This is a genomic window from Streptomyces sp. NPDC000878, assembly GCF_053599695.1.
In genome coordinates this window covers 1-23,349 of sequence record NZ_JBSFMT010000110.1, presented here as the reverse complement: position 1 = coordinate 23,349, position 23,349 = coordinate 1, and the positions used below count along the sequence as shown (strand labels likewise).

The 23,349-nt window shown below is 69.2% G+C and carries 17 protein-coding genes and 1 pseudogene; 10 read left to right on the top strand and 8 right to left on the bottom strand.

Features of this window, described 5'->3' with window-relative positions; translation table 11 throughout:
- The first annotated feature begins 262 nt into the window (after nt 1-262).
- The 4 genes from ACWDR4_RS46720 (at nt 263) to ACWDR4_RS46705 (ending at nt 6,396) form a co-directional block, all read left to right on the top strand.
- Nucleotides 263-1,630, top strand: a complete 1,368-nt coding sequence (locus tag ACWDR4_RS46720) for an ABC transporter substrate-binding protein (RefSeq protein WP_450417877.1) — start codon at nt 263-265, stop codon at nt 1,628-1,630.
- Between the two features lie 10 nt (nt 1,631-1,640).
- The gene (locus ACWDR4_RS46715; protein WP_450417875.1) at nt 1,641-3,026 is read left to right on the top strand and encodes a carbohydrate ABC transporter permease; all 1,386 of its coding nucleotides are present in this window, start codon (nt 1,641-1,643) and stop codon (nt 3,024-3,026) included.
- Entirely contained in the window at nt 3,023-3,928 is a 906-nt protein-coding gene (locus tag ACWDR4_RS46710; protein ID WP_450417873.1) for a carbohydrate ABC transporter permease, read from the top strand. Before ACWDR4_RS46715 ends, ACWDR4_RS46710 begins: the two co-directional genes overlap by 4 nt.
- A 188-nt stretch (nt 3,929-4,116) precedes the next feature.
- The gene (locus ACWDR4_RS46705) at nt 4,117-6,396 is read left to right on the top strand and encodes a bifunctional glycosyltransferase/CDP-glycerol:glycerophosphate glycerophosphotransferase (RefSeq protein ID WP_450417872.1); all 2,280 of its coding nucleotides are present in this window, start codon (nt 4,117-4,119) and stop codon (nt 6,394-6,396) included.
- Here ACWDR4_RS46705 and ACWDR4_RS46700 read toward each other — a convergent pair.
- Complete coding sequence (locus ACWDR4_RS46700; RefSeq protein WP_389358215.1) at nt 6,386-6,799, bottom strand: organic hydroperoxide resistance protein; 414 nt, start codon at nt 6,797-6,799, stop codon at nt 6,386-6,388. The two genes, ACWDR4_RS46705 and ACWDR4_RS46700, sit on opposite strands and share 11 nt — an antisense overlap.
- A 94-nt stretch (nt 6,800-6,893) precedes the next feature.
- Here ACWDR4_RS46700 and ACWDR4_RS46695 point away from each other — a divergent pair, with 94 nt between their 5' ends.
- Entirely contained in the window at nt 6,894-7,379 is a 486-nt protein-coding gene (locus ACWDR4_RS46695) for a MarR family winged helix-turn-helix transcriptional regulator (protein WP_450417871.1), read from the top strand.
- Nucleotides 7,380-8,352: 973 nt separating this feature from the next.
- On the opposite strand, the pseudogene ACWDR4_RS46690 reads toward ACWDR4_RS46695, so the two are convergent.
- Nucleotides 8,353-8,712, bottom strand: a pseudogene (locus tag ACWDR4_RS46690) (glycosyltransferase family 39 protein); the annotation flags it as partial.
- A 356-nt stretch (nt 8,713-9,068) separates the two neighbouring features.
- Between ACWDR4_RS46690 and ACWDR4_RS46685 the strand changes: the two are divergent.
- Together ACWDR4_RS46685 and galE are read left to right on the top strand one after the other, a co-directional pair.
- Complete coding sequence (locus ACWDR4_RS46685; RefSeq protein ID WP_450417879.1) at nt 9,069-10,313, top strand: glycosyltransferase 87 family protein; 1,245 nt, start codon at nt 9,069-9,071, stop codon at nt 10,311-10,313.
- 73 nt (nt 10,314-10,386) lie between these two features.
- A complete protein-coding gene (galE, locus tag ACWDR4_RS46680) occupies nt 10,387-11,385 on the top strand; it encodes a UDP-glucose 4-epimerase GalE (protein WP_450417869.1) in 999 nt (332 codons plus the stop codon).
- 67 nt (nt 11,386-11,452) lie between these two features.
- Here the strand turns inward: galE and ACWDR4_RS46675 are convergent, their stop codons facing one another.
- Together ACWDR4_RS46675 and ACWDR4_RS46670 are read right to left on the bottom strand one after the other, a co-directional pair.
- Nucleotides 11,453-12,097, bottom strand: coding sequence for a response regulator (locus ACWDR4_RS46675; protein WP_389358227.1), 645 nt, complete (start codon nt 12,095-12,097; stop codon nt 11,453-11,455).
- 52 nt (nt 12,098-12,149) lie between these two features.
- Nucleotides 12,150-13,301, bottom strand: coding sequence for a histidine kinase (locus tag ACWDR4_RS46670; RefSeq protein WP_450417868.1), 1,152 nt, complete (start codon nt 13,299-13,301; stop codon nt 12,150-12,152).
- A gap of 214 nt (nt 13,302-13,515) precedes the next feature.
- Between ACWDR4_RS46670 and ACWDR4_RS46665 the strand changes: the two genes are divergently transcribed.
- The gene (locus ACWDR4_RS46665) at nt 13,516-13,704 is read left to right on the top strand and encodes a hypothetical protein (protein ID WP_369037472.1); all 189 of its coding nucleotides are present in this window, start codon (nt 13,516-13,518) and stop codon (nt 13,702-13,704) included.
- 88 nt (nt 13,705-13,792) lie between these two features.
- On the opposite strand, the gene ACWDR4_RS46660 is transcribed toward ACWDR4_RS46665, so the two are convergent.
- A complete protein-coding gene (locus ACWDR4_RS46660) occupies nt 13,793-14,428 on the bottom strand; it encodes a TetR/AcrR family transcriptional regulator (protein WP_450417867.1) in 636 nt (211 codons plus the stop codon).
- A gap of 235 nt (nt 14,429-14,663) precedes the next feature.
- Between ACWDR4_RS46660 and ACWDR4_RS46655 the strand changes: the two genes are divergently transcribed.
- A complete protein-coding gene (locus tag ACWDR4_RS46655) occupies nt 14,664-15,596 on the top strand; it encodes an ABC transporter permease (RefSeq protein WP_450417865.1) in 933 nt (310 codons plus the stop codon).
- 49 nt (nt 15,597-15,645) lie between these two features.
- Nucleotides 15,646-16,482, top strand: a complete 837-nt coding sequence (locus ACWDR4_RS46650) for an ABC transporter ATP-binding protein (RefSeq protein ID WP_450417878.1) — start codon at nt 15,646-15,648, stop codon at nt 16,480-16,482.
- Here the strand turns inward: ACWDR4_RS46650 and ACWDR4_RS46645 are convergent.
- The 3 genes from ACWDR4_RS46645 to ACWDR4_RS46635 all read right to left on the bottom strand — a co-directional run bounded on the left by ACWDR4_RS46645 (nt 16,479) and on the right by ACWDR4_RS46635 (nt 23,188).
- Nucleotides 16,479-16,922 carry a GtrA family protein gene (locus ACWDR4_RS46645; RefSeq protein WP_450417863.1) on the bottom strand — a complete coding sequence of 148 codons (444 nt, stop codon included), beginning with the start codon at nt 16,920-16,922 and terminating at the stop codon, nt 16,479-16,481. The two genes, ACWDR4_RS46650 and ACWDR4_RS46645, sit on opposite strands and share 4 nt — an antisense overlap.
- Nucleotides 16,923-17,086: 164 nt before the next feature.
- Complete coding sequence (locus tag ACWDR4_RS46640) at nt 17,087-22,060, bottom strand: NAD-glutamate dehydrogenase (protein WP_450417861.1); 4,974 nt, start codon at nt 22,058-22,060, stop codon at nt 17,087-17,089.
- Between the two features lie 462 nt (nt 22,061-22,522).
- Nucleotides 22,523-23,188 carry an HAD family hydrolase gene (locus tag ACWDR4_RS46635; RefSeq protein ID WP_450417860.1) on the bottom strand — a complete coding sequence of 222 codons (666 nt, stop codon included), beginning with the start codon at nt 23,186-23,188 and terminating at the stop codon, nt 22,523-22,525.
- Between the last annotated feature and the right edge of the window lie 161 nt (nt 23,189-23,349).

Genomic DNA, 23,349 nt, shown 5'->3' with positions numbered 1-23,349 from the left:
CTCCACCACAACCCCCAGGCACACCCAGCCCGTCCGGCGCTTGAGGACGAGGCCGTTCAGGCCGATAGCGGGGGTCTGGGGGCGGCAGCCCCCAGGGATGGGACGGGTAAGGGCGGCGGGGGCGAGGACAAGGACACGACGCGGTCACGATCACCCACTTGACAGCGCAGGCGCACTTGCCGACCCCAACGACCCGGCGTAGACCAGAGCCCACGGGACAGCGCCGAACACGTTCAACGCCGAACGACGAACGGGGCCAGACATGCGCAGCACGATTCGTACACGCACCCTTACCGCCCTCACCGCCACAGCCCTCACCCTCGCCCTCACCTCCTGCGGCTCCGACGACGACAGCCCAAGCGGGACAAGCACAAGCAGCGGCACCGGCGGTGACACCTCCGCCTCCGTCCAGCTGCCGAAGCTCAACGGCCAGACCCTCGAAGTCGCCGCCGTCTGGACGGGCCCCGAGCAGGAGAACTTCACCAAGGTTCTGAAGGAGTTCGAGAAGCGCACCGGCGCGAAGGTCAACTTCGTACCGACCGGCAACAACACCTCCACGTTCCTCGGTACGAAGATCGAGGGCGGCCAGCCCCCGGACGTCGCGTTCCTGCCGCAGGTCGGCGTGCTGCACCAGTTCGCCGAGAAGGGCTGGATCAAGCCGCTCGGCGCGGACGCCCAGGCCCAGCTCGACAAGAACTTCTCCGCCGGCTGGAAGGACCTCGGCGCCTTCGAGGGCAAGCAGTACGGCATCTATGTGAAGGCCGCCAACAAGTCCCTGATCTGGTACAACACCGCCGCGTTCGAGGCGGCGGGCCTCACGGACACCCCCACCACCTGGAAGGACTTCATAGCCACCGCCCAGACGCTCTCCGACGCCGGCTCCCCCGCCGTGTCCGTCGGCGGCGCCGACGGCTGGACCCTCACCGACTGGTTCGAGAACGTCTATCTGTCGCAGGCGGGCCCCGAGAAGTACGACCAACTGGCCCAGCACAAGATCAAGTGGACCGATCCCTCCGTCAAGGCCGCCCTGACCACCCTCGCCGAGCTGTGGGGCAAGGACGACCTCCTCGCGGGCGGACGTTCCGGCGCGCTGGCGACCGAGTTCCCGAAGTCGGTCACCCAGACCTTCTCCGGTGACACCCCGGCGGGGATGGTCTTCGAGGGCGACTTCGTGGCAGCCAACATCAACGCGGACACCAAGGCGAAGCTCGGCACGGATGCGAAAGTCTTCCCGTTCCCCGCAGTTGGCGACCAGGCGCCCGTCGTCAGCGGCGGCGATGTCGCGGTGGCCCTCAAGGACGGCGCGGGCGCCCAGGCCCTCCTGACGTTCCTCGGCTCGACCGACGCGGCCGAGATCTGGGCGGCCCAGGGCGGCTTCCTCTCCCCCAGCAAGACCATGGACCAGGCCAGCTACAAGGACGACGTCACCCGGGACATCGCCAAGGCCCTCATCGCGGCCGGCGACGACTTCCGCTTCGACATGTCCGACCAGGCCCCGGCCGCCTTCGGCGGTACCCAGGGCGTCGGCGAGTGGAAGGACCTCCAGGACTTCCTGAAGAACCCGAATGACGTCGCGGGCACCCAGCAGAAACTCGAGACCGACGCCGCCAAGGCGTACAAGAACAGCTGACGGCGCCGGAATGACGTCTACAGAGAGCACGCCCCCCGAGGAACCCGTAGGACCAGTAGGAGCCGTAGGACCCGCGACCCCCTTGGCCCCCGCTCGTCCCCCCAAGAGCATCACCGGCACCCGCTGGTGGGTGGCAGGCGTCTTCCTCCTGCCCGCCCTGATCCTGCTCGGCTCGCTCGTCGTCTACCCGATCGGCTACTCCGTCTGGCGCAGCCTGTACGACGCCGACGGTTCGGGTTTCGTCGGCCTGGAGAACTACGGCGACATCTTCACGAACGACGCCACGCTGACCGCCGTACGCAACACGGCGATCTGGGTGGCGGTCGCGCCCGCCCTCGTCACCGCGCTCGGTCTGATCTTCGCGGTGCTGACGGAACGGGTGCGCTGGGGTACGGCGTTCAAACTGATCGTCTTCATGCCGATGGCGATCTCGATGCTCGCGGCGGGCATCATCTTCCGCCTCGTCTACGAGCAGGACCCGGACCAGGGCGTCGCCAACGCGATCGTGACGTCCGTGCACGACGCCTTCGTCGACTCGTCCGTCTATCCGAAGGCCCGCCCGAACGCCCAGGCCAGCGATCTGAAGTCGTCCGGCGGGGGCTCGTTCACCTCCACCGGGACCGTCAGCCCTGGCACCCCGGCCCTGCTGCCCCTCGTAGGCATCGCCCCCAACAAGCTCCCCGGCACGCCCGAGGACGCGAAGGCCCCCGCCGCCACGGGTTCCGGGATCACCGGCACCGTCTGGCTGGACTTCAAGCTCGGCGGTGGCGGTACGAAGGGGCAGGTCGACCCCGGTGAGAAGGCGCTGAAGGGGGTCAAGGTCGAGGCCGTGAAGGACGGGAAGGTCGTCGCCTCGGCGACCAGCGGCGCCGACGGCACCTTCAGCCTGCCCGCCGATGCCGACGGGGCCCAGCTGAAACTGCCCGGCTCGAACTTCGCCGCCGCCTACAACGGGATCGACTGGCTCGGGCCCACCCTCGTCACCCCGGCCATCATCGGCAGCTATGTGTGGATGTGGGCCGGGTTCGCCATGGTGCTCATCGCGGCGGGGCTCGCGGGGGTGGACCGGAATCTGCTGGAGGCGGCGCGCGTGGACGGCGCCAACGAGTGGCAGGTGTTCCGGCGGGTGACCGTGCCACTTCTCGCACCCGTACTGGTCGTCGTGCTCGTCACGCTGATGATCAATGTGATGAAGGTGTTCGACCTCGTCTACATCATCGCCCCGCAGCCCAGTCAGGACGACGCCAACGTCCTCGCGCTCCAGCTGTTCCTGTCGTCGTTCGGCGGTGGCGGCAACTACGGCGTCGGCAGCGCGATCGGTGTCATTCTGCTGCTGCTCGTCCTGCCGGTGATGTTCGTCAATCTCCGTCGACTCAGGAAGGAGCGTCAACGGTGACGACTGTCGACCCGGCCCTCGACCCGAAGCTCGACCCGCCCGTGCGCGCCAAGCGCTCCTTCGCCGCCCGCCTGGTCAGCGGCACGGCGGGTGGCGTGATGCGGCTCTTCCTGATCGTCGTCGCGCTGATCTGGATGGTGCCGACGTTCGGGCTGCTCATGTCGTCGTTCCGCGACCCGACCGACATCGCCGCCTCCGGGTGGTGGAAGGTGTTCACGGCGCCCGGCCAGCTGACCGCCAAGAGCTACGAGACACTGCTGGAGAACGACGCGATCACCAGCTCCCTCCTCAACACCATCTGGATCACGGTTCCGGCGACGCTTCTGGTCGTCATGATCGGCGCGATGGCCGGATACGCCTTCGCGTGGATGGACTTCAAGGGGCGCGACGGGTGGTTCCTGGTCGTCGTCGCGCTGCTCGTCGTACCCGTGCAGGTGGCGCTGATCCCGCTCTCCGATCTCTTCGGGAAGATCGGGATCTTCGGCGACATCATCGGTGTGGTGCTGTTCCATGTGGGCTTCGGGCTGCCGTTCGCGATCTTCCTGCTGCGGAACTTCTTCGCGGAGATCCCGCGCGAACTGCTCGAAGCCGCCCGGCTGGACGGCGCGGGCGAGATCAGGCTGTTCGCGACCGTCGTCATGCCGCTCGCCGCGCCCGCGATCGCGTCCCTGGGGATCTTCCAGTTCCTGTGGGTGTGGAACGACATGCTGGTCGCGCTGGTGTTCTCCGACTCCCAGTCGCAGCCGCTGACGGTCGCGCTCCAGCAGCAGGTACGGCAGTTCGGCAGCAACATCGAGGTGCTGGCGCCGGGCGCGTTCATCTCGATGGTGATTCCGCTGGCCGTGTTCTTCGCGTTCCAGCGGCAGTTCGTGTCGGGGGTGATGGCGGGAGCGGTCAAATAGGCAGCCAAGTAAGCAGTCGAGTAAGCAGTCAAATCTGACGATCGAGCTAGCGGATAAGCATCACATTCATGAGGTTACGGTTCCAAACGGCCATGTCCCCCACATGCCGCAATCGGCGTAACCAAGTCACTCCATCGGCCGTTCCCGGGCAGTAGGCCCGCGCCGACCCGCCGACCCATGGATGTGCCTTGCCCAGGTTCAGTGTCATCGTCCCCGCGTACAAGGTTCAGGCTTATCTGCAGGAGTGCCTGGAATCGGTGCTCGGCCAGTCGTACCCGGATCTCGAAGTGATCGCCGTCGACGACCGCTCGCCCGACGCCTGCGGTGCGCTCGTCGACGAGTTCGCGGCCCGCGACGCCCGGGTGCGCCCCGTCCATCTGCCGGAGAACGGCGGGGTGGGCGGGGCGCGCAACGCGGGGATCGAGCACGCGACCGGGGACTATCTCGTCTTCGTCGACGGCGACGACACCCTCGCCCCGGACGCGCTGCGGGCCATCGCCGACCGGATCAAGGAGGCGGGCGACGCGGACGTCGTCGTCTACGACCACGCGCACGCCCTGTGGACCGGCGAGACCGTCCGCAGCCCGTTCCTCGGGCAGCTCACCGAGCAGGGTCCGGCCCCCTTCCGGCTCGACGACCGCCCGTTGCTGCTCAAGCTGCCGCCGGTGGCCTGGAACAAGGCGTACCGGCGGGAGTTCGTCGAGCGCGAGGGCCTCACCTTCCCGGCCGGCGCCCACGCGGATCTCCCCTGGACGGTCCCGGCACTGCTGGCCGCCGAGTCGGTCGCGACCCTGGACCGGGTCTGCGTCCACCACCGCAGGCCACGGCAGATCACCGACTCCCCCGCCGAGCAGGGCCACTTCGACATCCATGAGCAGTACGACCGGATCTTCGCGTTCGTCGACGCGCGTCCCGAACTCGCGCACTGGCGGCCGGTGTTGTTCCGCCGGATGGTCGACCAGCTGATGTCGGTGCTGGCCCGCCCGGACCGGCTGCCGCGCACCGCCCGTGCCGAGTTCCTGCGCAAGTCCCGGGCCCACTACCGCCGTTACCGCACCCCGGGCGCCGCCGTACCGCTGCACGCCCGGCTCCGGCATCTGCTCGTCCGGACGGGCAGCTACCGCACGTATCGGGCGGTACGCCTCGCGTCCGCCCTGCGCCGCCACACCACCCGCTTCGTCAAGTCCCTTGCCCGGAGCGTCCGTTCGACCGCCCTGCGGCTGCACTACCGGGTCCAGCGGCGGCTGCCGCTGCGCGCCGACCGGGCCGTCTTCACCAGTCACTCCGGGCGCGGGTACGGCTGCAATCCGGGCGCCCTGGAAGCCGCGTTCCGCTCCTTCGTGCCGGGCATGCGGACGGCGTGGGTCGCCCGACCCGAGCACCATCACACGCTCCCGACGGCGACCGCCCGGGTCCGGCCCGGCACCGCCGCCTACTGGACGGCGCTGGCCCGCTCCAAGTACCTGGTGAGCAACGCGAGCTGGGAGGGGCGGTTCGCGAAGCGAGCCGGGCAGGTGGTGATCCAGACCCAGTACGGAACGCCGCTGAAGCGGATGGGCCTCGACCTCCAGGACCGGCCGGCCGCCGCCCGCGACACCGACTTCACGGCGCTCCTCGCGGACGTCGACACCTGGGACCACTGCCTGTCGGCCAACCGTCACTCCACCCTCGTATGGGAGCGCGTCTTCCCCGGCGGCTACCGCACCCTCGAAACCGGGCAGCCCCGCAACGACGTGTTCCAGCAGGCGACTTCGGCGGACGTCGCCCGGCTGCGCGAGTCGCTCGGCATCCCGGAGGGCTCGGTGGCGATCCTGTACGCGCCGACCCACCGCGACTATCTGCGCGGCCCCCGCCAGACGCTCGACCTGGAGCGGGTTCTGCGCCAACTCGGCCCGCGCTACGTGCTGTTGGCCCGCGCGCACCACATCTACGACGCCCCGCTGACGCACGCCTCCGGCGGCCGGCTCATCGACGTGACCGACCATCCGAACGTCGAGTCACTGTGCCTGGCCTCGGACGCGCTGGTCACCGACTACTCGTCGCTGATGTTCGACTACGCCAACCTGGACCGGCCGATCGTCATCCACGCGGACGACTGGGAGGCGTACGAGGCGGCCCGTGGCACCTACTTCGACCTGCGCGCCTTCCCGCCGGGTGCGGTGTCGCGCAGCGAGGACGAACTGATCGACATCTTCGCGACGGGCCACTGGCGCGGCTCGCGCTCCACGCAGTTGCGGACCGCGTTCCGCGAGCGGTTCTGTCCGTACGACGACGGGCGAGCCGCCGAACGGGTCGTCCGGCGGCTGGTGTTGGGCGAGACGGCCGGGGCGGCGTCGGTCACTCCGCTCGCCGAGCGCCACCCGGTACCGTCGGCGGCTGCCGCGTCGGCCACCGCGCCGCTCGCGAGCGTGGAGCGTCTGGAGCCGAGCGCCGATGTACTGGACGCCGCCGGCGGTACTACTCGATGACGAGGTCGACCTCGATGTTGCCGCGCGTCGCGTTGGAGTACGGGCAGACCTGGTGGGCCTGCTCGACCAGCTTGCGGCCGGTCTCCGCGTCGACGGTGTCGGGCAGCTCGACGCGGAGGGTGACCTTGAGGCCGAAGCCCTCGCCCTGCTTGCCGATGCCGACCTCGGCGGTCACGGCGGCGTCACTGACGTCGACCTTGGCGCCCCGGCCGACCAGGCCCAGCGCACTGCCGAAACAGGCGGCGTAACCGGCGGCGAAGAGCTGCTCCGGGTTGGTCCCGGCGCCGTTGCCACCCATCTCCACCGGGATGCCGAGCGGGAGGTCCACCTTGCCGTCGGAGCTGACGGCGCGGCCCTCGCGGCCGTGCGTGGCGGTGGCGACTGCGGTGTAGATCGCGTCCATGGAACCCGTCCCTCTCATCGAAGTTCTCGTGGAGCCCCTTGCGGGGTTCCTTACGGAGATAACTTAAGCACACAATTCAATTGTGCACAACTAGATGACGGGCAAGAGGTATCCTGGAGACATGTCAGCAACCTCCGCCGAGGACTACCTCCGTCTCGACCAGCAGATCTGCTTCTCCCTGAACGCGGCGTCGCGCGCCTTCAACGGTGTCTACCGCGTGGTGCTCAAGGATCTCGGGCTCACCTACCCGCAGTACCTGGTGATGCTCGTGCTGTGGGAGCACGGCCAGCTGCCCGTGAAGAAGCTCGGCGAGCATCTGCGTCTCGACTCCGGCACGCTGTCGCCGCTGCTCAAGCGGCTGGAGACGGCCGGGCTTGTCCGGCGCGAGCGCAGTGCGCGGGACGAGCGGTCGGTGGAGGTGCGGGCTACCGAGGAGGGGGTTGCGCTGCGCGAGCGGGCGCTTCAGGTGCCTCGGCGGATTGTGGCGGCGACGTCGTTCGACGTGGAGGAGATTCGGGCGTTGCGGGCTCGGTTGGACGAGCTGACCAGTGCGTTGGATGCGGCGGCGCTGGAGGCTTAGGCGGGTTGGGGTTGTTGGGTTGGTGCGGCGCCGTTGGGGCTGGTCGCGCAGTTCCCCGCGCCCCTAAAGTGGCGCGTTCGTACAGCCGGAGTGTTACTCCGCTGCCCCTGAACTCCCGGGTCGGCGTGAACTCCTTCTCCATCGCCGCCCGTTTGAGTCGGTCGGTCTGGGTGTCCGGGTGCCAGGACGGGCTCAGGGCGTATGGCTCCGCGATCAGCCACACCTGGTTCAAGCCCGCCAACTGGCGGCGCAGCGCGTCCGGGCCGATCTCGATGCCGTACAGGGTGCCGGAGGTGCGCGCGGACTCGGCGAGGGCCACGTCCCGCACCCCCCTGAATCCCTTCGGGTACGCCAGTGCCGAGCGGCGGCCGAGGGACGGGAGGAACAGGACCGGGTCGCCTGGGCGCAGTTCGCGGGACGCCAGTGCGGAGGCGGTGGCCAGGTTGTCGCCGCCTCGGTGGGCCATCGAACGGTCCTGGCGGAGGAGCGGGAGCTGGTGTGCGCAGACCATGGCCACCGCCAGCGCCCCGGCCGCCGTGACGGTCGTGCGGGGCAGGCTCGGCACGGCCCGGGCGATGCGGTCGGCTCCGGCGGCGACCAGGAGCGGGGCGCCGGCCAGGGCGTACAGGACGTAGCGGTCGTCGTAGAGCGGTGACCACTGGGAGACGGTGATGAGGATCGCCGGTGGTACGAGGAGCAGCGGGAGGGCGACTGCGGCGAGGGGTGGCTCGGCGCCGGGGCGTGTGGGCCAGGGGCGGCGCAGGGCCGCGTACATGAGGATCAGGCAGGGGGCGAGGACCTCGTCCGTCGGGCCGGCGAACTGGCGTACGAGGCGGTCGACGCCGGCCTGTCCGGGTGGCCGCAGCCATGCCACCTGCCCGGACTGGGCGTGCGAGAGCAGTGCCAGCGGGAGCAGGGTCAGCGTCACGGCGCCGGCCGCGCACAGCCAGCGCGTCCACACCCGCCGGGGGACGCGGGTGAGCGCGAGGGTCACGGCGTGCGCGAGGAGGAGCAGTACGGCGAACTCGTGGAGGAGGCAGGTGACGGCGAGGACCACTCCGTACGGCGTCCAGGAGCGGCCCGCGAGTGCCCGTACGAGCAGCAGCGTCGCGCCTGTCGCACCGGCCGCGACCAGGGCGTACGACCGGCCCTCCTGGGCGTAGTGGCCGACCATCGGTGTGACCGCGTACAGCAGACCGGCCCAGAGGCCGACGCGTGGGGAGGCCAGCCGGGTGCCGAGGGTCGCGACCAGGCCGGCGGTCGTGACGGCGGCGAGGACGGACGGGAGCCGGAGCAGCACCTCGCCGGGGTGGACGGCGAGGACGGGCCGCATGAGCAGGTAGTACAGGCCGTGTACGGCGTCGACCTCGTGCAGCAGCCGCCAGATCTGCGGGAACGTGCGCCGCGCGACCTGGAAGGTGGCGGCCTCGTCACGCCATATACCGCCCCGGTCGAGCCCCCAGCAGCCGATCACCAGCATGACGGCCATGGGGATCACGACGGCCTTGGGGATCACCGGGACCGCGACGGCGGCGGCTGTCTTCTTGTTCATCCCCTTGTTCATCGGCCTGTTGATCACGGGATTGATTTTGTGTGATTAGACAACCTTGATAGCGATTGATGCCGGATTGACGTGAATATGGCATCCGTGCGGCTTACGATCCCGCCGTGACGAGACCCCCCACCACCATGAACCACCGCCTCCTCACCCTCGCCGTCGGCTGGGCCGCCTCCCGTGCCCTGATGCTGTGGCTGCTGGTCCACGACGACATCCCGCTGCTCGGTGGCGGCGGGGTGGCACGTGAGGTGCAGCGGCTGTATTTCCGCTGGTACGGCGCCCTCACGCAGGGCGCGTTCCCCGTGGACGACACGCTGTGGCAGTACCCGCCGGGCGCGGGTCCGGTGCTGCTGTCGCCCGCGCTGCTGCCGACGCTGACGTACTTCGAGGCGTTCGTGGCGCTCACGCTCGCCACCGATGCCCTGATCCTGTTCGTCCTCACGCGCGCGGGGAGGCGTCCGGGCCGTTCCCTGCGCGGTGCCGCCTATTGGACGGCGGGTCTGCCGCTGCTCCTCCAGGTGCCGCTCGCGCGCTACGACGTGCAGGTCACGGCGTTGGCCGTCATCTCCCTGTTGACGTTGTCGCGCTCCCCGCGCGCGTGCGGTGCGTTCGCGGCGCTGGGCGCCCTGGTGAAGGTCTGGCCCGCGCTGGTGCTGCTGGGTGTGGAGAGGGGCCGTACGACCCGGTCGGCGTGGCCGTCCGCGACGGTCACGGCGACGGCGGCGCTGGCCCTCCTGGCGGTGTTCTTCAGCAACCCGTTCTCCTTCCTGCGCCAGCAGGGCGGGCGGGGCGTGCAGATCGAGTCGTTCGGCGGTACCGCGCTCTCCCTCGCCACGCGCGCCGGGTGGGAGGGGCGCGTGCGCTACCAGTACGGCGCGATGGAGTTCGTGGGCCCGTACGTGTCGTCCGTGGCCGCGCTGGCCCTCGCGCTGACGGTCGTGGCGTTCGGGCTCCTGCTGCTGTGGCGGGTACGGGCCCGGCACTGGACGGAGGCGACGCCGTTCGACGCTGCACTGACCGCCGTGCTCCTCTTCACGATCACCAGCCGGGTGATCAGCCCGCAGTACATGATCTGGTTGCTGGGACTGGCCGCCGTCTGCCTGACCTCGCGGCACACCAGCCAGCGCCCGGTGGCCTGGCTGCTGCTGGCGGCGGCAGCGGTGAGCAGCGTCGCCTATCCGGCCCTGTACGGCGAGGTCATCCAGTGCACCTGGACGGGCGTGGCGGTGATGGTCGTACGCAACGGCCTGCTGGCAGCGGCGGCGATCACGTCCTTCGTACGGCTGTGGCGAGCGACCCGCCCGGCCACGATTCCGCACCCCTCACAGCCCGCATCCATCGCTTCACTCCCCGAGCGGGAACTAAGTGCGCCTTAACGGGAGTTAGCTGACAAAGCCCGACCGACCACTCGACCACCCAACCACCCGACCACACGAGGGGACGACGCACATGACCTGGCTGATCACCGGCGGCGCCGGCTACATCGGAGCGCACGTCGTCCGCGCGATGACCGAGGCGGGCGAGCGAGCCGTGGTGTACGACGACCTGTCCACCGGAATCGCCGAGCGGGTGCCGGACGGCGTACCGCTGGTGGTCGGCTCGACCCTGGACGGCGAGCGGGTGGCGCGCGCCCTGCGGGACCACGAGGTGACGGGCGTGGTCCATCTGGCGGCGAAGAAGCAGGTGGGCGAGTCGGTGGACCGCCCCCTGCACTACTACCGGGAGAACGTGGAGGGGCTGCGCGTCCTGCTTGCGGCGGTGACGGCGGCCCACGTCCCCTCCTTCGTGTTCTCGTCCTCGGCGGCGGTGTACGGCATGCCGGATGTGGACGTAGTCACGGAGGAGACGCCGTGCGTGCCGATGAGCCCGTACGGCGAGACGAAACTGGCGGGTGAGTGGCTGGTCCGCGCGACGGGCAGGGCGACGGGGCTGTCGACGGCGTGCCTCCGCTACTTCAACGTGGCCGGAGCTGCGACCCCGTCCCTGGCAGACGTAGGCGTCTTCAACATCATCCCCATGATCTTCGAACGCCTCACGGCCCACGAACCCCCGCGCATCTTCGGCGACGACTACCCGACCCCGGACGGCACCTGCGTACGGGACTACATCCACGTGACGGACCTGGCGGAGGCCCATGTGGCGACCGCCCGGGCACTGGAGGCGACACCGGGCCGTGAACTCACCCTCAACATCGGCCGGGGCGAGGGCGTTTCGGTCCGCGAGATGATCGACCGAGTGAACACGGCAACGGGCCACACCCTGCCCCCGGTCGTGGCCCCACGCCGCCCGGGTGACCCGGCGAGGGTCGTGGCCTCGGCCGACCGCATCACCACAGAACTGGGCTGGAAGGCGAAGCACGACGTCCAGGACATGATCACATCGGCGTGGGAGGGGTGGCTGCGGCTGCACCCGGAGGCGGGGACGACACCTGGGCAGCCTGGGCGGTAGCGACAGGTCTGGCAACCCAGTCCGGGCCCTACTGGTTGCCTCTACTGGCTGCCCCTCCTGGATGCCCCTACTGGTTGTTCAGATACGCCAGTACCGCCAGCACCCGGCGGTGCCCGCTGTCGCTCGGCGGGAGGCCGAGCTTCAGGAACACGTTGCCGATGTGTTTGCTGACCGAGCGTTCCGTGACCACCAGGGTTTTGGCGATCATCGTGTTGTCGTGGCCCTCCGCCATCAGCTTGAGGACCTCGCGTTCGCGCGGGGTGAGGGAGTCGAGGGGGGAGTCGCGGCGGCGGGTGAGGAGTTCGGCTACCACCTCGGGGTCGAGGGCCGTGCCGCCTGCGGCCACTCGGTCCAGGGCGTCCAGGAACTCGTCCACCCTGCCGATGCGGTCCTTGAGCAAGTAGCCGACGCCGCTTGCTCCGCCGCCCAGCAGCTCTGCCGCGTACGACTCCTCCACGTACTGGGAGAGGACCAGCACCGGGAGGCCGGGGATCTGCTCCCTCGCCTCCAGGGCCGCGCGCAGGCCCTCGTCGCGGAAGCCGGGGGGCATCCGGACGTCCAGTACGGCGGCGTCCGGGCGGTGTTCGAGGAGGGCCGGGAGTACCTCGGGGCCGCTGCCCGCGACGGCCACGACCTCGTGTCCGGCCGACGTCAGCAGCAGGACGAGGCCTTGTCTCAGCAGGGCGTTGTCCTCGGCGATCACTACGCGCATGACGGTCCTGTTCTCGATCCGGTCCAGCCCGCCGGCCAAGCGGCGGTCGCGCTCACCATACGCAGGGCAGCTCCACGTCGATCACGGTCGGTCCCCCTACGGGGCTCGACACGTCCACACTGCCGTCCAGCGCGGCCACCCGGCGGCGCATCCCGAGCAGTCCGGTGCCGCCCTTCTCGTCGGCGCCGCCCTGGCCGTGGTCGCCCACCCGGACCTTCAACCCCCTTGGTACGCGGGCGAGTTCGACCCAGGCGGTCGGCGAACCGCTGTACTTCGCCGCATTCGTCAGCGCTTCGGCGATCACGAAGTAGGCGGCTGCCTCCACGGCCGCGGGTGCCCGTACGCCGTCCTCGACACCGTCGTCGCCCACGCTGACCTCCAGACCGCTGCTCGACGCCAGGGCCCGTACGGCGCCCACGAGACCCCGGTCCGTGAGGATCGGCGGATGGATGCCGCGCACCACGTTGCGCAGCTCGGTCAGCGCCTCCTCGGCCTGATCCTGGGCGTCCTCCAGCAGCTTGCGGGCGGCCTCCGGGTCACGGTCGTACGCCCGTTTCGCGAGGCCGATCCGCATGGACAGGGAGACCAGGCGGGCCTGGGCGCCATCGTGCAGGTCGCGTTCGATGCGCCGGAGCTCGGCTCCGTGCGCGGCGACCGCGTCGGCGCGGGTCGCCTTCAGCTGCTCGACGCGCTCGACGAGATTCGCCTTCGGGGAGGGCTTGAGCAGGGCGGCCGACCAGGACGCGTCGAGGTCGGCGAGCCTGCTGATCAGGGGGAGGACGACCGCCTCACGGCGCAGCAGCCCGCACCACACACCGTCGACGACCAGACCGACCGGCCACAGCGGGATCATCAGCAGCGGCAGGGCCCCGTACACATAGTGGACGAGCATCCAGCGCAGGTCGGTGCGGGTGCCGGGGTCGCGGACGACCGTGCGCAGCTTCTCCTTCAGCTTGCCCTGGATGGGCAGATACGCCTCGGGGATCTCCACGCCCGACCACTCGGTCGCCATCCGCCGCTTGGTGCCGGCGATCCGCCGGATGAGCAGGACCGTCTCGGGCAGCATCCCGATGCCGACGACCGCGAGCGAGACGGTGGCCGTGATCAGCAGGACGGTGATGAATATGTACGAGCCGAAGGCCAGGATCGCGACCGCGAGCAGCTGGACCGTGGCCCGCGCCGCTTGCCGCAGTGTCTTCCACATGGCCATCAGGCTAGGCGACGAGCAGGTGGGAGCGCGGGAGACCCTGCTCCCGGGTGATGGTGTAGCCCGCTACACCATCGGTTCGGGAGAGCACTCCCTCGTGACGGCAAGCGGATCCCGGGATCGTAGTTCTCGGAAGTTCACGGCTCCCCCAGTCGGCTCATCCGCTCGGCTCCCTCACTCGGAAGGAGCTGCCTCCCCGAAAGGAAATCCCATGAAGGCGCTGCTCTCCTCCCGTCCGGTTCTCTGGTTCCTGTTCCTCTTCAACCTCGCCGTGGCGGCCGTCGCGCCCTTCGCGGTGGACGGCGCACAGGGCATCGCGACCGCCGTGGGCATGGGAGTCGTGTCGCTGGGCGCGGGATCGGCCCTGCTGAAGGGCCGGGGGCAGGCGCAGCAGGCCTGATCGTCATTTCAGACGCTGCGGAAACGGGGCGGGCGGTGACCACTACGGTCACCGCCCGCCCCGTTTCCGTTCTCCCTCACGTGCGCCGCTACAGCGCCTTCAGCGCCGCCGTCGTAGCCCGCGCCAGCGATCCCAGATACCCCTTCGGCAGCTTCGGGTTCCGGATCACCACCGAGCGCCAGTAGAGCGGCCCCGAGATCAGGTCGAGGGCCAGGTCGGCGTCGATACCCGGGCGGACCTCGCCCCTCGCCTCCGCCGCCGCCACGATCCCGCTCGCGACGCCTTCCTGCCCCTCCCGCAACGCCTTCTGCATGGCGTCGGCGATCTCGGGGTTACGGGCCGCCTCCGCCTGGAGGTCCGGGATGATCTGCGAGGCCACCGGGTGGCGCAGGGCACGGGACGTCAGCTCGTACAGCAGCCGCAGATCGCCCTCCAGCGTGCCCGTGTCCGGCGCCGGCAGCCCCTGCACCGCGATCGCCGAGACCAGGTCGAGGACCAGGTGCAGCTTCGAACGCCAGCGCCGGTACACCGCCGTCTTGCCGACGCCCGCCCGGCGCGCGATGCCCTCGATGGACATCCGGGCGTATCCGACGGACGCCAGCTCCTCGAACACGGCCTCGCGAATGGCCTCGGTCACGTCCTCCCGCAGTACGGCGGCTCCTGCGGGGGCCCGGCGGCGGGTCCGCGCCGGTGCGGTCCCGGGCTCGTCGGCGTTCGTCGTCATACGGACCAGCATAGGGGCGTGACGACGAAACGGTTGCGTTCCGACGCCGAATCGGAATACGCTCCCGTTGCGACGATACGGTCCCGTCCCGACGTAAGAGTTTGGCAAGAAACACGTAAGGAACCGAAAGAATCCGGCGCTCTCGTGCCGGCGGGGGACGCCGGAGATCGGAACCGGTCGCGCGCCCCCCATCTCCGCCCCTCCTTCTCCACTCCCCCAAGCGAAAGCAGCGGATGTGAGCCAGGTCCTCCACACACCGCCCCAGTCCACGGCACCCGCGCCGCCGGTCGCCCCGGCCGAGGGCGACCTCTCGGCGTTCGCCCTCCGGCACGGCCTCTCGGTGAGCGGCGCCCGCCCCACCCTGCCGACGTACGTCCGCCAGCTGTGGGCGCGGCGCCACTTCATCACCGCGTTCGCCACCGCCAAGCTGACCGCCCAGTACAGCCAGGCGAAGCTCGGGCAGGTCTGGCAGGTGATGACACCGCTGCTCAACGCGGCGGTCTACTACTTCATCTTCGGCGTCCTGCTGGGTACCAAGCACGGCGTGCCGGACTACATCCCGTTCCTGGTCACGGGCGTGTTCATCTGGACGTTCACACAGAGTTCGATCATGGCGGGCACCCGCGCGATCGCCGGCAACCTCGGTCTCGTACGGGCCCTGCACTTCCCGCGCGCGGCCCTGCCGATCTCGTTCTGCATCCAGCAGCTCCAGCAGCTGCTGTTCTCGATGGCCGCGCTGATCGTGATCCTGCTCTGCTTCGGCATCCCGATCAGCGTCTCCTGGCTGCTGGTCATCCCGGCCCTGGCACTCCAGTTCGTGTTCAACGCGGGCGTGTCGATGATCATGGCGCGGATGGGCGCGTCCACTCCGGACATCGCCCAGCTGATGCCGTTCGTGCTGCGCACCTGGATGTACGTGTCCGGGGTCATGTGGAGCATCGACAAGCTGGCCTCGAAGGACAATCTGCCGCACGTGGTGTCGGTGCTCCTGGAGACCAACCCGGCGGCGATCTACATCGACCTGATGCGCTTCGCGCTGATCGACAGCTACCACTCCAGCCAGCTGCCGGCGCACGTCTGGCCGATCGCGACCGGCTGGGCGCTGCTCGTGGGCGTCGGCGGCTTCATCTACTTCTGGAAGGCTGAGGAGACGTACGGCCGTGGCTGAGAACCCGAACACCCCGAGCACCGCAAGCACCCCGAGCACCCCCGACGACCTGGGCGCCCCCGGGACCTCCAGCGCTCCCGGCATCCCGAACGAGCAGATCCCCACCGTCGTCGCCGACCACGTCGACATCGTCTACCGGGTCAACGGCACGGGCGCCGGACGCGGCACCGCGACCGCCGCCCTCAACCGGATGATGCGGCGCAAGCAGAGCGAGAAGGCGGCCGGGGTGCGCAAGGTGCACGCCGTCAAGAGCGTCTCCTTCGTCGCCTACCGCGGCGAGGCCATCGGCCTGATCGGCACCAACGGCTCCGGCAAGTCCACGCTGCTCAAGGCGGTCGCGGGCCTGCTCCCGGTGGAGCACGGCCACATCTACACCGACGGCCAGCCCTCCCTCCTCGGCGTCAACGCGGCCCTGATGGGCGACCTGACGGGCGAGCGCAACGTCTATCTCGGCGGGCTCGCGATGGGCATGTCCCGGGAGCAGATCAAGGAGCGCTACCAGGGCATCGTCGACTTCTCGGGGATCAACGAGAAGGGCGACTTCATCACCCTCCCCATGCGCACGTACTCCTCCGGCATGGGCGCCCGCCTGCGCTTCTCCATCGCCGCCGCCAAGGACCACGACGTCCTGCTGATCGACGAGGCCCTGGCGACCGGCGACCGTTCCTTCCAGCAGCGCTCCGAGGAACGCATCCGCGAGCTGCGCCAGCACGCGGGCACGGTGTTCCTGGTCAGCCACAACAACAAGTCCATCCGGGACACCTGCGACCGCGTCCTGTGGCTGGAACGCGGCGAACTCCGCATGGACGGCCCGACCGACGACGTACTGAAGGAGTACGAGGCCTTCACGAACCGTCCGGCCAAAGCCGCGCCCAAAGCCGCCTAGTGGCGGAAAACCCACGTCCGATAAACAAGGAACCGGAACCCGGAAGCCAGCACGATCGAGACGCCCTTCACGGCATTCGACTCGACCGGCCCGTGCAGTCCCAGCCCGTGATAACCGATGTAGAACAGCCCGCTCTCCATCGCGATGCCGATCGCGCTGAACACGAAGAACAGCGCGATCTGCTGCCTGGTACGTGAGGCCCTGTCCCGGTACGTGAAATAGCGGAAACCCAGGTAGTTACTGCCCATGGCGATCAGGCTGGCCAACACGGTCGCCGCCATCGCCCGCCAACCGAGCCCGTGCAGCAGCAGGTTGAAGAACAGGAAGTTCACGAGCACACCGCTGCCGCCGACGGCCCCGAATTTCACCGCTTCGAGGATTACGCGCCGCACCGACCGGGCAGGAACCGAAATCGGGTTCTCGGAGACATTCACACTCACGCCCGCGACTTTATCCGAGGCGCTCGGGCTAGCAGGAAAGGGTAAATTCCCTGTCTGCTTTTCTCCAACAGTTGTCAAGAAAAAACGGGGGTGCCCCGGGCCGTCACGGCCCGGGGCACCCCCGTTCGCGTACAGGAAGCAGACGACGTACCGCCTGCGTACGCCTACGAATGCGTCCGCAGCAGCGTCCGCATCGTGCGCATCGCGACCGACAGGTTCGCCAGGTCGAAGGCGTCCGAGGTCTGGATCTCGTCCAGGGTCGTGCGCGCCCGGCCCAGGATCGCCGCGTTCTTCTCCTCCCACGCCTTGTAGCGCTGCTCGGGCGTCGACGAGCCGTTGCCGACCGCGAGGACGTCTGCCGTGAGCGCCGAGTGGGCCGCGTACAGGTCCTCGCGGATGGACGCGCGGGCCATGGACTGCCAGCGGTCGGCGCGCGGCAGCTCGATGATGCGGTCCATCAGCTGGGTGATGTGGAGACGGTCGGCGAGGTCGTAGTACACCTCGGCGACGTCCATCGGGTTACGGCCCATCCGGTCGGCGACCGAGACGATGTCCAGCGTCGGGAAGGCGGACGAGAAGCCCGCGACCCGGGTGGCGAGGGCGTCGGGGACACCGGCGCCCGTCAGCTCGTCGTAGATCTTCTGGTACCAGTCCAGATCCGCGCCGCGCAGCAACTTGGGCAGCTGGGACCAGACTTGACCGACCCGCTCGCCGAAGAACTCGATGGTCTCCGTGAGTTGCAGCGGCTGCGGCCGGTTGTTGAGCAGCCAGCGGGTGCCGCGCTCGACAAGTCGCCGCGAGTGGAGGCGGATCCGGGTCTGGACGGCGGCCTCGACCGTGTTGTCGAGCGCCTCGACCCCGTCCCACACCGCGCCGGAGTTGAAGATCGCGCGGGCCGCGGTCTGTGCCCGCACCACCTCCTCCAGCGAGGCGCCGGTCTCTTCGCGCAGCCGGTGCAGGAAGCTCGTACCGCCCGTGTTGACCGTGTCGTTGACGAGGACGGTCGTGATGATCTCGCGGCGCAGCGCGTGCCCCTCGATCTGCTCGGGGAACTTCTTGCGCAGCGCGCTCGGGAAGTAGGCGTCCAACAGGCGGCGCAGATACGGGTCTTCGGGCAGTGAGGTGCGCAGCAGCTCGTCCGCGACGGTGATCTTCGTGTACGCGAGGAGCACGGCCGTCTCCGGACCGGTCAACCCCTGCCCACCGCCGAGCCGTTCGCGGATCTGCCGGTCGGTCGGAAGGAATTCGAGCGCCCGGTCCAGGTGCCCTTCCCTGACCAGGTGGCGCATGAAGCGCTGCTGGGCGTGGAGCATGTCCTTGGACTGGGCGAGGGCGTTGGCGATGGCCGTGTTCTGCGCGTAGTTGTTGCGCAGGACGAGCTTGCCCACCTCGTCGGTCATCTTCGCCAGCAGCGTGTTGCGCTGCTTGACGGTCATGTCGCCTTCCGTGACAAGGTAGTTGAGCAGGATCTTGATGTTCACCTCGTGGTCGGAGGTGTCCACGCCCGCGCTGTTGTCGATGGCGTCGGTGTTGATCTTCCCGCCGCGCTGCGCGAACTCGATCCGCCCGAGCTGGGTGAGCCCGAGGTTGCCGCCCTCGCCGACGACCTTGACGCGCAGATCGCCGCCGTCGACGCGGATGGAGTCGTTGGCCTTGTCGCCGACGTCGGCGTGGGACTCCGTACTCGACTTGACGTACGTGCCGATGCCGCCGTTCCACAGCAGGTCGACCGGTGCCTGGAGGATCGCCTTCATCAGGTCGGCCGGTGTCATCTTGGCGACCCCGGCCTCGATGCCGAGGGCCTCGCGGATGTGCGAGTTGACCGGAATGGCCTTGGCGGTACGGGGGAAGATGCCGCCCCCGGCCGAGATCAGCTGGCTGTCGTACTCCGCCCAGCTCGACCTCGGCAGCTCGAACAGCCGCCGCCGCTCCGCGTACGAGGTGGCCGCGTCCGGATTCGGGTCGATGAAGATGTGCCGGTGGTCGAAGGCGGCGACAAGCCGGATGTGCTCGCTCAGCAGCATGCCGTTGCCGAACACGTCACCGCTCATGTCACCGACACCCACGACGGTGAAGTCCTCGCTCTGCGTGTTGACGCCCAGCTCACGGAAGTGCCGCTTGACGGACTCCCAGGCGCCCCGCGCGGTGATGCCCATGCCCTTGTGGTCGTACCCGGCCGAGCCACCCGACGCGAAGGCGTCCCCGAGCCAGAAGTTGTACGCCTGGGCGACCTCGTTGGCGATGTCCGAGAAGGTCGCGGTGCCCTTGTCGGCGGCGACGACGAGATAGGTGTCGTCCTCGTCGTGCCGTACGACGTCGGCGGGCGGCACGACCTCGCCGGCCACCAGGTTGTCGGTGATGTCGAGGAGCGCCGAGATGAACGTCTTGTAGCTGCGGACCCCCTCGGCGAGCCACGCGTCCCGGTCCACACTCGGATCCGGCAGCTGCTTGGCGACGAACCCGCCCTTGGCGCCGACCGGCACGATGACGGTGTTCTTCACCATCTGCGCCTTGACCAGCCCGAGGATCTCCGTACGGAAGTCCTCCCGCCGGTCCGACCAGCGCAGTCCACCGCGCGCGACCTTCCCGAACCGCAGGTGCACGCCCTCGACCCGCGGCGAGTACACCCAGATCTCGTACGCCGGACGCGGCGCCGGCAGGTCCGGGATGGCCTGCGGGTCGAACTTCATGGAGACGTAGTCGTGCGGCTTGCCGCCCATGCCCTCCTGGTAGAAGTTCGTCCGGAGGGTCGCCTTGATGACGGTGAGGAAGGACCGCAGGATGCGGTCCTCGTCGAGGGAGGCCACCTGGTCGAGGGCCGCGTCCAGCTCCTCCATGAGGGCATCGGTCAGCTCAAGGCCCGCCCGCTGTCGCTCCGGCGACATCCGCGCCTCGAACAGGGACACGAGCAGCCTGGTGGTGTGGACGTTGTTCCGGAGGGTGTCCTCCATGTAGTCCTGGCTGAACGTGGAACCGGCCTGCCGCAGGTACTTGGCGTACGCCCGCAGCACCAGCGCCTGCCGCCAGTCGAGGCCCGCGCTCAGCACCAGCGCGTTGAAGCCGTCGTTCTCGGCCTGTCCCGTCCAGGTGGCCGAGAAAGCCTCCTGGAAACGCTCGCGGCCGTCGTCCCCGAGATAATCCCCGCCACTGCTCAGCGACTTGGGCAGCCGGAGCCCGAAGTCGTAGATCCAGGCGGTGGTCCGGTCCGCGCAGCGCAGCTCGTACGGCCGCTCGTCGATCACCTCGACGCCGAGCCGGTTGAGGACGGGGAGCACGGCGGAGAGCGAGACGGACTCGCCGGTGCGGTAGATCTTGAACCGGCGCTCACCGGGCGCGGCGCCCACCGGCTCGTACAGGCTGAGTGCGAAGTTCGTGCCGACGCCCAGCTTTTCGAGGTGGACGAGGTCGGCGACGGCGGCGCGCGGGGTGTGGTCGGCCTTGTAGCCCTCGGGGAAGGCGTTCCCGTACCGGCGCAGCAGTTCGGCGGCGCGCTCCTCGCCGCACTCGGCGTTGAGTGCCTCGGCGAAGGCGTCGGCCCAGGACCGGGCGGCCTCGACTAGCCGTGCCTCGATACGGTCCTTGTCCCGGTCGGAGAGCTGCGGCAGCTCGGTCCCCTGCGGAACCCGCACGACGAAGTGCAGCCGCGACAGGATCGACTCGGTGTTCCAGGCGGTGAAGTCGACGCTGGTACCGCCGAGTTCCTCCTTCAGGATGTCGATGATCCGCAGCCGTACGCCGGTGGTGTACCGGTCACGCGGCAGATAGACGAGGGCGGAGTAGTAGCGCCCGTACTCGTCCTGGCGCAGATAGAGCCGAAGCCGCCGCCGCTCCTGAAGGTAAAGAACGGACGTGACGATCGACCGGAGCTCATCGGGCGGAGTCTGGAACAGCTCGTCGCGCGGGTAGGTCTCCATGATCTGGAGGAGGTCACGCCCGTCATGGCTGTTGGGCGAGAACCCGGCACCCCGCAGCACCTCGTCGACCTTGCGGCGGACGACGGGCACGCGGCGCACGGACTCGGTGTAGGCGGCGGAGGAGAACAGCCCCAGGAACCGCCGCTCCCCGACGACATCACCGTTCTCGTCGAACTTCTTGACCCCGACGTAGTCGAGATAGGACGGCCGATGCACGGTGGCACGACTGTTGGCCTTGGTGAGCACGAGGAGCTTGTGCTCGCGGGCCTTGGCGCGGGCGTCGGCGGGCAGCCGCTCGAAGGACGGGCTGACCGGGTGGCCCTCGTCAACGGAGTGGTGCGGATCGGAACGCAGGATGCCGAGCCCGGTACCGGGCACAGCGGCCAGCGAATCGTCTTCCCGCAGCTCGTACTCGCGGTAGCCGAGGAAGGTGAAGTGGTCGTCCGCGAGCCAGCGCAGCAGTTCGCGCGCCTCCTCGACGTCCTGGTCGCGCAGGTCGTCGGCGGTCGGCTCCTTGGGCAGTTCCTCGGCGATGCGCAGCGCGGAGTCGCGCATCTTCTCCCAGTCCTCGACGGCCTCACGGGTGTCGGACAGGACGCGCAGCAGGTCGTTGGTGATCTGCTTCAGGTCGGCGCGGTCGGTCTCGCGGTCGATCTCGACATGGATCCACGACTCGATGTGCGCGTCGTGCGGCAGCTCGGCGCCCGCGACCGCCGCACTCCCGGCGGCCTGGTCGGGCAGCACCTCGACGAGCTTGCCGGTCAGGTCCCGTCGTACGACGAACTGCGGATGGACGACGAGATGGATACCGCGTCCCTGCCGGGACAGTTCGTTGGTGACCGAGTCGACGAGGAAGGGCATGTCGTCGGTCACGACCTCGACGACGGAGTGGCTGCACGTCCAGCCGTTCTCCTCGACGGTCGGGGTGTGCACCCGCACGCTCGCCGTGCCCTGCGGACGCGTCGCGCCCAGCCGGTAGTGCGAGAAGGCGGCGCCGAAGACGTCGACCGGGTCGCGGTCGGCGAGGTCCTCCTGGGCCGTGTGCAGGTAGTAGCGCTGGAGGAACGCGAGCACGGTGTCGTGGTCCGGGGTGCCGGGGTCTGAGCCGGACGTGGTTGCACGTGTCGTCCCAGTCGGTAGCTGCCCCCCGACCGGGCTGTTCTCAGCTACCCGGGCGGCCCTTTCGAGCAGCTCGGCCTTGGCTTCGTCCAGCTTGGTCTGCATTGTCCTCTGGCTCCTGTCGCGCGTCGTTGCGTGACGTAGAAGGAAGTTCGGCTCCTCCTACGGCACAACGCCACGACGCGGGGTCTCCGGTCAGTTCCGACGCTATGCCGCAGGGTGGGAAGAGCGGGGGGGTATCAGCCATTCTCGGCACCCCGACGGAGTGTGACGCTGCTCTCGGCAACGCCGGTCCACGGGATGCGTACGGCGTCCTGGGAACCCTCGGGGTTCCGTCCCGCCCGCGCCGACCAGCGATCACCGCCCGGGCACGGATGTGGTCCGTGCATTCCGGGCGCAGGGCAGGGGCGAGAGCGCCCCCGCGACGTATCGCGCTGATCACGCCACCAGGCTATCGCTCATGACGGGGGCCACGTCATGAGCCATTTGTGTACAAAAGCAGGCCGGGAAGTTTGCCGTTCTGAACAGAAGGAGAAAAGAGGAGGTCCGAAAAGCCCCGGACGCCCCCTACGCGGCCAGCCGCTCGGCCTCCGCGACGGCCTCCTCCAGGCTGTCCACCACGGGCACACCCACCGCTTCGAGGCTGACCCGCCCATGGGAACCACCGGTGTAGAGCACGGCCCGCGCACCCACATGCAGGGCGGCGATCGCGTCATCAGCGGCATCCCCGATCACCACAGTGCGCGCGGCCTCGACACCGCTGAGCGCACCGAGGTGACGCACCATGTGCTCGGCCTTGCTGCCACCGGAGGGTCCGGTCCGCCCATCAACACGCAGGAAGTGCGGCTCGATCCCGAACTCCCTGACAAGCGGAACAAGCTCGTCATGCCCATACATACTGAGAATGGACTGACTGCGCCCGGCCGACTGCCACCCGGCGAGCAGATCCCGCACACCCACGGCCAGCTCGCACGCCACCCGGTGCTCCGCGTAGTACCGATGGAAGATCTCGTCCATGACAGCCCACTCGGCCTCCGTGGGCAGCCGCCCCATCAGCCGCTCGTAGAACCGCGGCACGGGCACGCAGTACAGCTCCCTGTACTGCTCCAGCGTGATGGGCTCCAGCCCCAGCTCCCCGAAGGCCGCGTTGGTCGCTCCTATGACGGCATCGGTGTCATGAAACAGCGTCCCGTTCCAGTCCCACACGATGTGCGCCACTCCGTACTTCCCCATAGAAAGAAAATACCCCGCACCACTGACACACCTCACTCAAGCGCCGGCCGGGGCCGGCCTTTCAGGTTTTCAGCCCGTCCGGCGTTTGAGGACGAGGCCGTTCAGGCCGAAGCGGGGGTCTGGGGGCGGCAGCCCCCAGGAACGGGATGGGACGGGTAGGG